Here is a 13,409-nt window from a genome sequence, read left to right as displayed (position 1 = left end):
CGCCCCCCTCATCCGGCCTTCGGCCACCTTCCCCCACGAGGGGGGAAGGACGATTGGCGACGGCCGGCCCGACTGATGTCTCCGGACGGTTTTCGTGCTCGTCTTCCCCCTCATCCGGCCCTTCGGGCCGCCTTCCCCCGCGAGGGGGGAAGGGGTCGAGGGTTGAGGCTCAGCGCACGTAGCGGAATTCGGCGGAGCCGATCAGGGCCTGGCAGAAGCCGGCCCAGGCGGCGGCGCGGGGGGAGGAGGGACGGATGACCTCCTCGCGGAGCGGCGTGTCGACCGGGATCACCTGGTCCGGGTCGATCACTTGCGCCGGCGTCTTGGCGTCGGTCGCCGCGACGGCGGGGGCGGGTGTGGGCTCCGACTCGGCCTCGGGTTCCGGTTCGGCGGCCGCGAGGGCCTCGTAGCCGTCCAGGAAGTCGCGGCCGCGATCGGCCTCGGCCGGCGTGGGCGATCGTCCCAGGGTCAGGCGGTAGGCCTGGTCGACGCGGGCCGCGTCGTCCAGATCGGCCCGGGCGAGGAGGCGTTCGGCCAGCTTCAGCGACTCGCGACGGACGAGCGAGTCGTTGAGGAAATACAGGGCCTGCGTGGCGACGGTCGTCGTGTCGCGGTCGCCCGTGACCGTCCCTTGCTCGGCGAAATCGAAGACCTCCAGCGCGGTCGGCGTCAGGCCGCGGAGCAGGGGGAGGTAGACGCTTCGCGAGGGGCTGGCGTTGGCCTTCTCCAGCAGCTCCCGGGCGACCGGGCCGTTGTTCGGCAGCTCCATGACCTTGAGCGCCTTCGCGGGAGAAGCCTCGGGCCGGGCCGGGTCGAGCGTGCCGGCGGCGGCGAGCGTGGCGTCGCGGATCTCCTCGCCGGTCAACCGCCTCGGGGAGTGCCGCCAGACCAGGCGGTTGGCCGGGTCGGCCTCGACGTTCGGCTCGCGCGTCTCGGACGAGAGGGCGTAGGCCCGCGAGAGGACGAGGCCCCGCACCAGAGCCTTCACCGACCAGCCGTCGGCGACGAACTTCGCCGCCAGGTGGTCGAGCAGCTCGGGATGCGACGGGACGTCGCCGTTGACGCCGAAGTTGTCGACCGACTTGACGATCCCCCGGCCGAACAGGTGCCGCCACGCGCGATTGACGAACACCCGGGACGTCAGCGGGTTCTCCGGGCTGGTGATCCACTCCGCCAGCTCCAGCCGCCCGCTCTGGTTCGACGGGATCTCCGGGGCCTTGATCGGGACCAATCCCAGGACCCCGCGAGGGACGACCGGGCCGAGCTTCTCGGCCTCGCCCCGGATGCGGACCTCGGTGTCGGCGATCTCCTTCGAGTCGCGGACGCCGAGCGCGACCTGGCCCGTGACGGCCGGGTCGGTCAGCTCCAGCAGCTCGTTCTGGAGCTTGACCATCTTCTGGCGGAACTGGAACTGCCGAGGCCGGCCGTTGGGCTGGACCTCCAGCCCCTCGGGCGTGCCGCGAATCTTCTGGAACTCCTTGCGGGCCTCCTCGAAGGCCTTCGTCGCGGCGGCGACCTTCTCGGCCAGCGCCGGGTCGTCCTTCTTCTCGGCCGTCTCGCCCAGGGGGACGAGCATGGCGGAGTCGTAGTAGTCGAGGCCGCCGCCCCCCATCTTGTTGCGGACGCCGGCGCAGAGGTCGGTGCTGCGGAAGATGCCGGCGAGGGCGTAGTAATCCTTCGTCGGAATGGGGTCGAACTTGTGGTCGTGGCAGCGGGCGCAGCTCGCCGTGACGCCGAGGAACCCGCGCGTCACCGCGTCGATCTGCTCGTCGACGTTGTCCATGACGAACCGGACCTTGAAGCGCTGGTTGACGTCCTTCTGGCCGATCGCGAGGAAGCCGGTGGCGACGGCGTGCTCGTCCTTCTCGGCCTGCGACGACGCCGGCAGCAGGTCGCCGGCGACCTGCTCGCGGATGAACTGGTCGAACGGCTTGTCCTTGTTGAAGGCGTCGACGACGTAGTCGCGATACCGCCAGGCGTGGGGATACGGCAGGTTCCGCGAGGCACCGGTCGAGTCGGCGTAGCGGGCGACGTCCAGCCAGTGGCGACCCCAATGCTCGCCGAAGGCGGGCGAGGCCAGCAGGCGGTCGACCACCCGGGCGAGGGCGTCGACCGCGTCGTCGGCCGCGAACGCCGCGATCTGCTCGGGCGTCGGCGGCAGGCCGGTCAGGTCGAACGTGACCCGGCGGATCAGCGTCGTCTTGTCGGCATCGCCCACAGGCGTAAGGCCCTGCTGCTCCAGCTTCGCCAGGATGTGACGGTCGACGTCGCCGCGCGGCCACGAGGCGTCGCGGACCTCGGGGACGGCCGTGGCCTTCAGCGGCTGCCAGGCCCAGTGCTCGGCTCGCAGCTTGGCGTACTTCTCGTCGGGCGTGCTTTGCGAGGCGGCCACGGCCTCGGCCGGCCAGGCGGCGCCATCGGCGACCCAGCGCGTGAGGTCGGCGACCTGCTCCTCGGTGAGCTTTTTCTTGGGCGGCATCTTGGGCGCGTCTTCGAGGTGGGCCACCGACTGCAAGAGCAGGCTCTCCTCGGGCTTGCCCGGCACGACAGCCTCGCCCCGGTCTCCGCCGTTGAGCAGGCCGTTGCGGTCGTCGACCCGCAGGCCGCTCGCGGCCTTGGTGTTCGCCGAGTGGCAGTTGAAGCACTCGGCGACGAGCAGCGGGCGGATCTTCTTCTCGAAGAACTCGACCTTGGCTCCGTCGGGGGACGACGGCGTCGCGGCCGCCGGGTCGCCGCCTCGGGCCGCCCCGACGCCCAGCAGGGCGAGGGCGGCGGCGGGAAATTGTAGATGACGAATCGACATGAGAACGTATCCTTGGGGATGAACCGCCCGACCTCGGGCGCTCGTGATTCGGGGGCGTCCGCCTCGGCGGGGACCGCGCAGGAGGAAGCTCGGGCGCGCGGACTCGTCCGGCGAAGCGGGCTGACGGGATCGTTGCCGATGGATGGGGCGAGTCTCAGGGCCGTCCGTGACCCGGACAGCGACGGGCCGACGTCGTCGTCGGTGCGAGACGGGCGCTCAAGATCCTGGCGATCGCGGGCCTTGGGGGCGGGGTCGGGGAACGAGACATGCCATCCTCCGGGATCCGGGGGGCCGATTCCGGTGCGACCGGTCGTCGACCCGCATCAACGGGGAAGATTCGACACGCCTCTCGTGGTCGAGTCGGCGAGACAGCTTCCGACGCTCAACGGAAGCGCTGCTTCTCCAGCCGGTCGATCTGCACGATCAGGCCGTCCTGGATCACCACGCGGACCTCGCCGAAGCGGATCCCGCGCACCGCCTCTCGGACCTGGTCCAGGCCCAGGACATCCCCCACGGCGGGCGACTTCGCCCGCTCGCCGTGGCCGTTCGAGACAACGCGGTCGCCCATGATCACCTCGCCGAGGTCTTCGAAGTCGGCCCCCCCGCGCTCGGCCCGGGGAAGGTTGCGGAAATCACACCTAGGACGCATTATGCGTCATGACCCTATCGTCGACAAGATTAATATCGACTTGTTCTATAGGATTTATTGAGAGATATCGAAAGCCTCGACGGCGTCGGAGTTTAAGGAGTTCGAAGTCGTGGACGCTGCTTGACCGACCGAGAAGGAGACCAATCATGTGCGATTCGAAAAGCGGCGCGGCGGACCGTGCGAACTGGGCGACGGCCGGGGAGATCCGGGGACGGTACTCGGAGGAGGCGTCGCGTGGGTTCATGCGTCGGGCTATCGCCAACGCCCGCAAGGCGGGGATCGAGGAGAAGACGGGCTGGCCGTTCGGCGCGGTGATCGTGGGCCGCGACGGCCAGGTCCTGGGCGACGGATCCAACCACGTCTTCGCGAACTTCGACCCGACCGCGCACGCCGAGGTCCAGGCGATCCGCGCCGCCTGCGCCGCGATCAAGAGCTTCAGCCTGGAGGGCTGCATCCTCTACACGTCGTCGGAGCCCTGCCCGATGTGCCTGGCCGCCGCCTACTGGTCGGGAGTCGACGGCATCGTGTACGGGGCCGGCGCCGACGACGCCGCGATCATCAACGGCTTCGGCGACGCCTTCCTCTACGGCCAGTTCGCCCTGCCGCCCGCCGAGCGGAAGCTCGCGAACGTCGAGCTGCTGCGCGACGAGGCCGTCGCCGTCCTGCGCGACTACAAGGCGCTGAACGACGACTCGCCTTCCTGATTACGGATGGGACGCCGAAGTCAGGCGTTTCGGCGGTGCGCCTCGCGGATCGCGCGGAGGGCGTTGTCGTCGGGGGTGCGGCCGAGGATCACGTCGAATGCGGCGGTGAATTCGCCGGCCTTGGAATCGGGGATCGGCTTGAAATCGGCCGTCAAGCGCTCGCGGCCGGCGTCGTCGAGGCCGTGCATGAAGACGCCGTCGGCCTTGTTGCCGGGGTGGCCGGCGATCATGAGCTGCGAGGTCAGCAGCGTGCGGTCGCCGCGCTTGACCTTGAAGTGGATGTGGGGCGCGGGACGGCCGGGGTAGGGGACCGGCTTGATCGTGCGGAACCGGTACTCGCCCTCGGAATTGGTGGTGAACCGGCCGAAGCCCTGGAAGTTCTTGTCCTGCTGGGCCTTCTTCTTGCCGCTGTCGGCCGAGTGCAGGTAGACGGCGTTGGCGTCGCACTGCCAGATCTCGATGACCGCGTCCTTGATCGGGCTGCCGGTGACGTCGAGGATCCGCCCGTGCAGGTGCGCGACCTCGCCGACGGCCGGCGTGAGCGAGTCGCCCAGGACGATCAGGTCGTTGTCGGTGTCCAGCGGCAGGTGATCGGGATAGAACGGCCCCTCCGTCCGCGCCGGGGTGCGGGCCAGTTCCTCGGCGAACAGGCCCCGGGTGGTGAAGAACGCCGCGCCCAGCGAGACGGCGCCGAGGAACGCCCTGCGATCGGTCGATCGGTCGAGAGACATGGCGAGGCTCCTTGTGGAGGGACCGGAGGCGAGTCGCGGCCGTGCCGCCGCGGCGTCGGGCCGCCGGGACTACACAAGGGTAGGGGAGTCTCGACCCGGAGGGAAAGGGGGATTGCCTCGATTCCGGGTAACGGTATGTAACGCGCGACGCGGCCGGCTCAGTCCCGGACGTTCGCGGCGGCTTCCGGCTCGCCCATGGCTTTCAGCATCGCGGCGGCGGACTGGCGGCTAAACAGGCGCTGGGACCATTTCATGTAAGGATAGCCGAGGCGGGTGAGGAGCAGGTGGGGCTGGGAGAAGGACGCGACGTCGTACCAGACGGCGTCGGTCTCGGCGTCCCACTCGACCTGGAACCGCTCCTCTCCCGAGCCGACGTGGTCGGGGAGGGTGCCGAAGGCCACGGCGTAGCGGGCGGCGGTCGCGCCCGGCTCGTCCTCGTCGACGACGTAGACGATCCGGCAGGCGTTGAGCCACCAGAGTCCGAGGCGGCGGGCGACGATCGCCACTACGGCGCCGGGGCGCACTTCGGCGTCGTGGGGCTGGACCTCAGCCCAGCCGATGCGAAACTGGTCCCAGCGGCTCAGCGCGGCCCTGGCTTTCGCGAAAGTCTCGCGACCGCTGCCGATGCGCAGGCGAGTGTGGTTCGGGCGGTAATCGGCCGGGGCCGAGTGGGCCGTCGCGCCGACGGGAACGTAGGTGAGGTCGAGTCCGGCCTGGCCGTCCAGGAACTTTCGCACGGTTTCGGCAGACGGTTTGCGGAACGTGAACATCTGACTTCACCGTGGAAGGCCAACCAAGAAGGACCCGGGACGTCCCATGACTGTAGCGAATCCCGAACCGTCGCCGCTCGTTCTCGTCGCCGGCGCCAGCGGTTATATCGGCGGCCGGCTGATCCCGGCCCTGGAGAACCGGGGCGTCCGCGTGCGGGCCCTGGCCCGCAAGCTCGACGCGCTCCGGGGCCGCCTGGGGGCGGCGAGCGAGGCCGTGGCCGGCGACGTGCTCGACCGGCCGTCGCTCGACGCGCCCCTGGCGGGCGTCGAGACGGCGTACTACCTCGTCCACCTGATGTCGGGCGCCGAGGACTTCGAGGAGCAAGACCGCCGCGCCGCGGCCAATTTCGCCGAGGCGGCCAGGGCGGCGGGGGTCCGGCGGATCATCTACCTGGGCGGGCTGGGCGACGACGACGATCCCGGCCTCTCGCCGCACCTGAAGAGCCGGCACGAGGTCGGCGCGATCCTCCGCAAGTCGGGCGTCGAGACGATCGAGTTCCGGGCGTCGGCGATCCTCGGCCCCGGGAGCCTGTCGTACGACATGGTGAAGACCCTGACCGACCGCCTGCCGGTGATGATCTGCCCGAAGTGGCTCTCCACCCCCTCGCAGCCGATCGCCGTCGAGGACGTGGTCTCGTACCTGACCGCCGCCCTGGACCTGCCGCCGGGCCCGAGCCGGATCGTCGAGATCGGCGGCTCCGACGTGGTGAAGTACCGCGACCTGATCGAGGAGTACGCCCGCCAGAAGGGGCTGAAGCGGACCCTGATCTCGGTCCCCGTCCTCACCCCCTGGCTCTCCGGGCTCTGGCTCGCGATCGTGACCCCGAACAAGTTCGGCGTCGGCCGCCACCTGATCGAGGGGCTCAAGAACCCGACCGTCGTCCGCGACGACTCCGCCCGGACCCTCTTCCCCCAGATCGGGCCGATCGGCGTCGTCGAGGCCATCGGCCGCGCGATCGCCCGGCCCGAAGGGGCCGAGAAGTCGCCGGCGGCGTGAGGTCCGGCCGGCTTCTTCGCTCCCCTCACTCGTCGTACTTGAGCAGGAACTTCGGGTTGATGGCCTTAAAGCTCAACCGGCCCAGTTCCTCGTCCTGCTCTTCGACGAGAGGTCGGAAGACGACCCCCTCGCGTTGGATCCTGGGATTCAAGACGCTGGCTCCTTCCGAGAAGGCGACCAGTTCGTCGATCGTGTGATCCAGGACGAGCGTCCCGAGCTGCGGGACGGGCTCAAGGCCGGCCTCCTCCAGCAAGGCGAGCGCCTGGGGGTGGTCGAGGAGTCGGCCGGAATCGACGTTCAGCACGTTGAACACGCGCATCGCCAGGGTCGGCAGCGCGTACTTGTTCTTCTGGACGCCCGGCCCGATCACCTCCGCTTGTACGGCGACGTCGAAGCCGAGTCGGTCGCGGGCCGACCGAAGCTTCTCCTCCAGGCGCGTCGCCTGGGCGAGGCGGGCGAGGAGGTTCGTGCGGCTGGTCTCGTCCATCCAGAGGTTCCGACTGCAGATGCCGAACTCGTCCTCGCGGAGTAACGCGGTGAACGACGTGCCGTCGAGCTTCTCGGTGACGTAGAGGGTCTTGCCCCGGTGTCGCTCCAGGACGCTCTCCAGGAGTTGGACGCGGGTCTCGTCGGTCCGAGGCAGGAACGCCGGGAAAGGCCCCTTGACCGTCCCTCCCATGCCGACAGGGATCGGCGGCTCCCACTTCCGGACGCCCAGCGACGCCGTCACGTCGGACCCTTCGTCGGTCGGTGCGTCGGCAGGGAGGATGGCGAGAGGGAAGCAGATCCCTTGCGAGACCTGGCCGCGCAGCTTCACCGTCCGGATGCGAAAACCGGGCGGCAGGATCTCGGTCCCGGCCTCGTCGAACTGGGCCGGCTTGAAGCTGCCGGCGCGCAGGAACTCGAACTCGGCGCGCTCGGGCAGCAACGAGTCGATCTCGCAGTAGACGAGACGATCTCCCGCCGCATGCTCCCCTTTCTTCGCGACCACCCACCACCCGAGGACCCGGATCCTATCCAGGGCGTCCGCTCCCGGGATCGGCTCGACCGCGTTGACGACCTGGATGCTGGCGAGCTTCCGCATGATCGACCTCCACTCCTATGGCCGGAACGACGACCCGACACCGGCGTCGCCGGCTTGGTTCGCAAGGGATAGGCCCGGTCGTCGTCGCGGATCGCGATTGCCCGGATCGGCGATCCGGGGTATTGGTGGGCCGTTCCCAGGACGGGACGAGGGGGAGTCATGGACGACGTCGAATCGAAGAATGATGCGGCCCCGGCGGCCGGGCGGGCGGTCACGCCGCTGGGGGCGGCGCGGCTGGCGGTCCTGTTCGGGCTGCTGACGGGGGCGCTGGAGCTGACGCAGTGGCTGGTGCGGAACGCGGTCTCGGGCGGGGTGTCGCTCGGGACGTTCCAGATGAGCCGGCACTTCTTCTGGATGATCCCGGCGTCGAACCTGGCGATCTTCGCCGCTACGGGCCTGGCTCTGGGGCTGGTCGCCTGGCTGCGGCCGGCCTGGGCGGGGCGATTCTCGCTCTGGGCGATGGGCTTCCTCTGCGGGCTGGCCCTGCTGCTGACGGTGCCGGGGCTCTATGCGTTCGCCGCCGTGGCGTTGGCGGCGGGCGTCGGCGCGATCACGGCCCGGCACGGCTCGGCCCACCCGGTCCGGGTCCAGCGCCTGCTCGTCGTCGCCCCCCTGGCGGTGGGCGCCGTGGCGGTCGGCCTCCTGGGCTGGGATCGGATCCAGGGCACGCTGGTGGACCGTCGGCCCGGGTCGACGACGGCCGGCACCTCGGGCGTGGAGGGCTCGCCCAACGTCCTCCTGCTGGTGCTCGACACGGTGCGGGCCGAGAGCCTGAGCCTGTACGGCTACGACCGCCCGACCACGCCCAACCTGAACCGCCTGGCCGCTCGCGCGATCCGGTTCGACCAGGCTCGGTCGACGGCCCCCTGGACGCTCCCCTCGCACGCCAGCCTGTTCACCGGCCGCTGGCCCCACGAGCTGGGCGTGGGCGGCGAGCACACGCGGCTGGATCGGACCCATCCCACGCTCGCCGAGGCGCTTTCCGCTCGCGGCTACGCGACGGCCGGCTTCATCGCCAACACGTTCTTCTGCAACGCCTGGTTCGGCCTGGGGCGCGGGTTCGAACACTACGACGACTTCTACGAGGAGCAGACGGCCGTCTCGCTGGAGGAGGCCCTGCGCTGCTCCTCGCTGGGCCGGCTGGCGGTGCGGGCCCTGTCGGACCCCTTCGGCGGCGTCGAGCGCCGACGGAAAGACGCGAGCCGGATCAACGCCGCATTCCTGTCGTGGCTCGACCGCAAGGAGGACGACCGGCCGTTCTTCGCCTTCCTCAACTACTTCGACGCCCACGGCCCGTTCGTCCCCCCCGAGGGTGCCGACCGCCCCTTCGGCCGCCCTCCCGCCACGCCCGAGGAGGAGGCCCTCATCCGCGAGTGGGACGTCCGCTCCCGCGCCGGGGTGACCGACGAGCAGCTCGCCCTGGCCCGCGACTCGTACGACGACTGCCTGGCGTACCTCGACGCGCAGATCGGCCGGCTGTTCGACGACCTGGAGCGCCGGGGCGTGCTCGACGACACGCTCGTCGTGCTGACCTCGGACCACGGCGAGGAGTTGGGCGAGCACGACCTGATCGGCCACGGCCGCAGCCTGTACGACCAGGAGACGCGGGTGCCGCTGCTGGTCTTCCTCCCCGGCGGCGCGCGGGGCGGCGAGGCGGTCGCCGAGCCCGTGAGCCTGCGCGACGTACCGGCCACGGTCCTCGACGTGCTGGGGGGCGAGGGTTCCGCGTTCCCGGGCGTCTCGCTCGCCGGCCGGCCCTCGGCCGAGGCCCCCGTGCTCACCGAGGTCCGGATCAAGGACGGGTCGTCCTCCAACCCCGCCCGGCCGCCGGCCTGGCGCGGGCCGATGTCGGGCGTCGTGGCCGACGGCCATGCGTACATCCGCAACGCCGACGGCCGCGAGGAGCTTTACGACGTCCTCGCCGATCCCCGACAGCTCCGCGACCTGGCCCCCGAGGCCGAGTCGGCGACGCTCCTGGAGCGGATGCGCGGGCGGCTGAAGGAGCTGGCGACCGATCGCGGCGAGTGACCGACCCGCGATTGACGGGGCACGGCTTTTGCGCTAGATTCCCGCGCGTCGGATCTTGAGGATCCCCCCGGGACGGCGGATCGAAAGGAGGCGGCCTTGGCTGGGCGATGGACTGCCAGGAAGCTGGCGATCTCGGCGTTCGTGCTGTTCCACATGGCGGGGACGCTCGTCTGGGTGATGCCCGATTCGCCGATCCACCGGGCCCTGGTGCCCTGGTTCCGGAATTACATGCTGCCGATGGGCCTCTGGCAGGGGTGGTCGATGTTCGCGCCCGACCCGGTGCAGAGCACCTACACGCTGGAGGCCGAGGTGAGCGACGCGCGGGGGCTCGGGCGCCTCCACGAGTTCGCCAAGGTCGCCGACCTGCCCTGGTGGCGGAAGCTGCCGAGGTTCCGCCACCCGAAGCTGTCGGCCAACCTGCTGTCCGACGAGTACATCCCCCAGCGCGAGATGGCGGCGCGGCACGCCGTCCGCTCGCTCGGGATCGCGCCCGACGCCTTCCCGGTCTACGTCCGGCTGTACTATCAGGTCGCCGAGACCCCGCCGCCCGGCACGTCGCAGGCCGACCCGATGGCCCCCAAGACGATCCACAACCTGGCCGCCTTCCAATTCGACTCCTGGGACGAGGTCCATCGCCGATGAACCCCCTACGCGCCTGGAACCGCTTCTGGTTCGCCCCGATCTCGGCCAGGCCGCTGGGCGTCCACCGGATCCTCTTCGGCCTGTTCGTGCTGGCCCACCTGGGGCTGATCTCGGTGGAGCTGGATTTCTGGTACAGCGACGCCGGCCTGCTCCGCGGCGACGAGGCCGCCCTGACCGCCGGCCCGCTCCGGCCGACTCCCCTGTCGTACTTCCAGGACCCGGCCTCGGTGCGGATCGCCCTGGGGCTGACGGCCGCGACCGCCGTGGCGTTCACCCTGGGCTGGCACACGAAGGTCGCGAGCGTCCTGCTGTACCTGGGCGTGATGACCTTCTACAACCGCAACCTGCTGTCGAACTGCGGGCCCGACCAGGTGATGATGATCACCGCCTTCTACATGATGCTCGCCCCCTGCGGCGCGGCCTGCTCGCTCGACGCCCGCCGCGCGGCCCGGCGTCGGGGCTCGGCCGCCGAGCCCTTGATCGTCCCCTGGGCGCAGCGGCTGATGCAGCTCCAGCTCTGCCTGATCTACTTCGTCACGGCCTTCTGGAAGTGCAACGGCCGGGCCTGGCTGGGCGGGACGGCCGTCCATTACGTCCTGTTCAACCACGAGGTCGGCCAGTTTAACCTGGAATGGCTGGGGGGCTACCCGATCGTCGTGAACGTCATGACGTTCTCCGCCCTGGTCGGCGAGTTCTCGCTGGCGTTCTTGCTCTGGTTCCGGCCGACCCGGCGCTGGGTCGCGCTGCTGGGCGTGGGGCTGCACGCCGGGATCTGGCCGATGGTCAACGTCCCCCTCTTCGGCGAGCAGATGACCGCGTTCTACCTGCTCTTCCTGGATCCCGACGAGCTGGCCTCGCTGGGCTCGTTCTTCAGGCCTTCGCGATGGTTCGGGGGCCGGAGCCGGGCCGAGGTCCCCGGCCGCATCGACGCCGCCGAACCGCCCCGGGGCTGGCGCCAGCTCGAACTCGCCTTCGCGCCGGCGTCGTCGCCGAGGACGGCCTCCGGGAATTCCTGACGGGACTGTGCTAGCATCGCCGGGACGGCGCGCGAGCTTCGCGCCGTCCCGGACGACCCGCAGCCCCGACGAGCCCGACGCCATGACGACACGCCGACCTCTCCGCCTCGCGGCCCTCGCGTTCCTCGCCGCCCTGTGCCCGGCCCCGCTCGCGACGGCGGCCGGCCCGCCGAACGTGGTGATGATCCTGGCCGACGACCTCGGCTTCTCGGACCTCGGCTGCTACGGCGGGGAGATCGCCACGCCGAACCTGGACCGGCTCGCGGCCGGCGGGGTCCGCTTCACCCAGTTCTACAACACGGCCCGCTGCTGGCCCTCGCGCGCGGCCCTGCTGACGGGGTACTACCCGCAGCAGGTCAATCGCGACCCGGCCCGCCGCCGGCCCGTCTGGGCCGCGCTGCTCCCCGACCTGCTCGGGCCGGCCGGCTATCGCTCCTATCACTCGGGCAAGTGGCACGTCGACGGCCCGGTGCTGGAAGGCGGCTTCGACCGCTCGTACTGGGTCGACGACATGGGCGACTACTTCGCCCCCTCGGTCCACCGCCTGGACGACCAGCCCCTGCCGAAGCCGCAGCCCGGCGACGGCTACTACTCGACGGTCGCCATCGCCTCGCACGCGGTCGACTGGCTGGACGGCCATCATCGCGAGCACCCCGGCGAGCCCTTCTTCCTCTACGTCGCCTTCACCGCCCCCCACTTCCCGCTCCAGGCCCTCCCCGAGGACATCGAACGCTACAAGGGCCGCTACACCGACGGCTGGGACGCGATCCGCGATCGCCGCTGGAACCGCCAGCGCGAGCTGGGGATCGTCGACGGCCCGCTCTCGCCCCGCGACCCGGAGACCGCCCCCCCCTGGAACCTCCCCGAGGAGGAGCTGCAGCGCCGGATCGGCCCCGGCGAGGTCGGCCGGGCCGTCGCCTGGGACTCGCTGACGGACGTGCAGAAGGCCTTCCAGGCCGACAAGATGGCGATCCACGCGGCGATGGTCGACCGGATGGACCGCGAGATCGGCCGCATCCTCGAACGCCTGACCGCCCTCGGCGCGATGGACGACACCCTGATCCTCTTCGCCTCCGACAACGGCGCGAGCGCCGAGCAGATCATCCGATCCGCCGGCCACGACCCCGCCGCCCCGCTCGGGTCGGCGAAGACGTACCTGGGGATCGGCCCGGGCTGGTCGACGGCCGCCAACACCCCGCACCGGCTGCACAAGTACTGGAACTACGAGGGGGGCGTCTCCACCCCCCTGATCGCCCACTGGCCCGCCGGCATCGCGGCCCGAGGCGAGATTCGCCGCACCCCCGGCCACCTGATCGACGTCGCCCCCACGCTGCTGGAGCTGGCCGGGCTGAAGGCTCCGGCCGCCTGGGACGGCGCGGACCGCCCGACGTCCCCCGGACGAAGCCTCGCCCCGGCCTTCGCGAAGGATGCGGACCTCGGCCGCCAGTTCCTCTACTTCCACCACGAGGGGAATCGCGGCCTGCGCGTCGGCGACTGGAAGATCGTCGCCCCCGCCAAACCGGTCGACGCCCCCTGGCAGCTCTACGACCTGGCGAAGGACCGCGCCGAGGCCCACGACCTGGCCGCCGAGCACCCCGACAAGGTCGCGGAGATGGCCGAACTCTGGAAGCGCCAGGACGACGAATACCACCGCCAGGGCGCCACCGGCCCGCTGCTCCCCGAAGTCGAATGACTGCTGCCGGCCGCACAGCCCTGGGGCCCGGATCCAACTGGCGACGGTCCGCCGCGCTCGGTCCAGGACCACCCCGAGTCGGAGGGCGATCTGGGCTGCCGGCGTCGCCTGAACAGGGGCCATGAGGCGACCGAGGCCGGAAGCGAGACGTTCTCCAAGCTGGCAGGAATCCATCTCACGGCCCGTCGGTCGCCGAGGATGCCGACTCGAAGGCGATTTTTCCAACAGCCTGTCGGGCGAAGCGTCGCTTCCGGCGGCCTCTCGAACCTGGGCGCCATGACCACGAGCCCCT

At 70.7% G+C, this 13,409-nt stretch carries 11 protein-coding genes; 6 read left to right on the top strand and 5 right to left on the bottom strand.

Annotated features, from left to right (window positions below):
- Window positions 1-169: 169 nt before the first annotated feature.
- Window positions 170-2,803, bottom strand: coding sequence for a DUF1549 domain-containing protein (locus G6O68_RS23100; RefSeq protein WP_165251017.1), 2,634 nt, complete (start codon window positions 2,801-2,803; stop codon window positions 170-172).
- A gap of 382 nt (window positions 2,804-3,185) precedes the next feature.
- Window positions 3,186-3,371: a YezD family protein gene (locus tag G6O68_RS23095; protein ID WP_165251016.1), complete on the bottom strand. Its 186-nt coding sequence runs from the start codon at window positions 3,369-3,371 to the stop codon at window positions 3,186-3,188.
- Window positions 3,372-3,598: 227 nt separating this feature from the next.
- Here G6O68_RS23095 and G6O68_RS23090 point away from each other — a divergent pair, with 227 nt between their 5' ends.
- A complete protein-coding gene (locus G6O68_RS23090) occupies window positions 3,599-4,156 on the top strand; it encodes a nucleoside deaminase (protein ID WP_165251015.1) in 558 nt (185 codons plus the stop codon).
- Window positions 4,157-4,176: 20 nt separating this feature from the next.
- Here the strand turns inward: G6O68_RS23090 and G6O68_RS23085 are convergent, their stop codons facing one another.
- Window positions 4,177-4,887 (bottom strand): dioxygenase family protein, encoded by a 711-nt coding sequence (locus tag G6O68_RS23085; protein WP_165251014.1) that lies wholly within the window; start codon window positions 4,885-4,887, stop codon window positions 4,177-4,179.
- A gap of 158 nt (window positions 4,888-5,045) precedes the next feature.
- Window positions 5,046-5,624: a DUF1990 family protein gene (locus tag G6O68_RS23080; protein WP_206108186.1), complete on the bottom strand. Its 579-nt coding sequence runs from the start codon at window positions 5,622-5,624 to the stop codon at window positions 5,046-5,048.
- 79 nt (window positions 5,625-5,703) lie between these two features.
- Here G6O68_RS23080 and G6O68_RS23075 point away from each other — a divergent pair, with 79 nt between their 5' ends.
- Window positions 5,704-6,654 (top strand): NAD(P)H-binding protein, encoded by a 951-nt coding sequence (locus G6O68_RS23075; protein WP_165251012.1) that lies wholly within the window; start codon window positions 5,704-5,706, stop codon window positions 6,652-6,654.
- A 25-nt stretch (window positions 6,655-6,679) separates the two neighbouring features.
- Here the strand turns inward: G6O68_RS23075 and G6O68_RS23070 are convergent, their stop codons facing one another.
- A complete protein-coding gene (locus G6O68_RS23070) occupies window positions 6,680-7,738 on the bottom strand; it encodes an RNA ligase (ATP) (protein WP_165251011.1) in 1,059 nt (352 codons plus the stop codon).
- A 159-nt stretch (window positions 7,739-7,897) separates the two neighbouring features.
- Between G6O68_RS23070 and G6O68_RS23065 the strand changes: the two genes are divergently transcribed.
- The 4 genes from G6O68_RS23065 (at window position 7,898) to G6O68_RS23050 (ending at window position 13,117) form a co-directional block, all read left to right on the top strand.
- On the top strand, window positions 7,898-9,766 hold the full coding sequence (locus tag G6O68_RS23065; protein ID WP_165251010.1) for a sulfatase: 1,869 nt from the start codon (window positions 7,898-7,900) through the stop codon (window positions 9,764-9,766).
- Window positions 9,767-9,862: 96 nt separating this feature from the next.
- Complete coding sequence (locus G6O68_RS23060; RefSeq protein WP_165251009.1) at window positions 9,863-10,408, top strand: hypothetical protein; 546 nt, start codon at window positions 9,863-9,865, stop codon at window positions 10,406-10,408.
- Window positions 10,405-11,424 (top strand): HTTM domain-containing protein, encoded by a 1,020-nt coding sequence (locus G6O68_RS23055; protein WP_165251008.1) that lies wholly within the window; start codon window positions 10,405-10,407, stop codon window positions 11,422-11,424. Before G6O68_RS23060 ends, G6O68_RS23055 begins: the two co-directional genes overlap by 4 nt.
- An 82-nt stretch (window positions 11,425-11,506) precedes the next feature.
- Window positions 11,507-13,117 (top strand): arylsulfatase, encoded by a 1,611-nt coding sequence (locus tag G6O68_RS23050; protein WP_165251007.1) that lies wholly within the window; start codon window positions 11,507-11,509, stop codon window positions 13,115-13,117.
- Window positions 13,118-13,409 lie beyond the last annotated feature (292 nt).

It is taken from the genome of Paludisphaera soli (assembly GCF_011064595.1).
Taxonomy (GTDB): Bacteria; Planctomycetota; Planctomycetia; order Isosphaerales; family Isosphaeraceae; genus Paludisphaera; species Paludisphaera soli.
The sequence above is the reverse complement of the archived record's forward strand: the minus strand, read 5'-3'. Positions and strand labels throughout refer to the sequence as shown.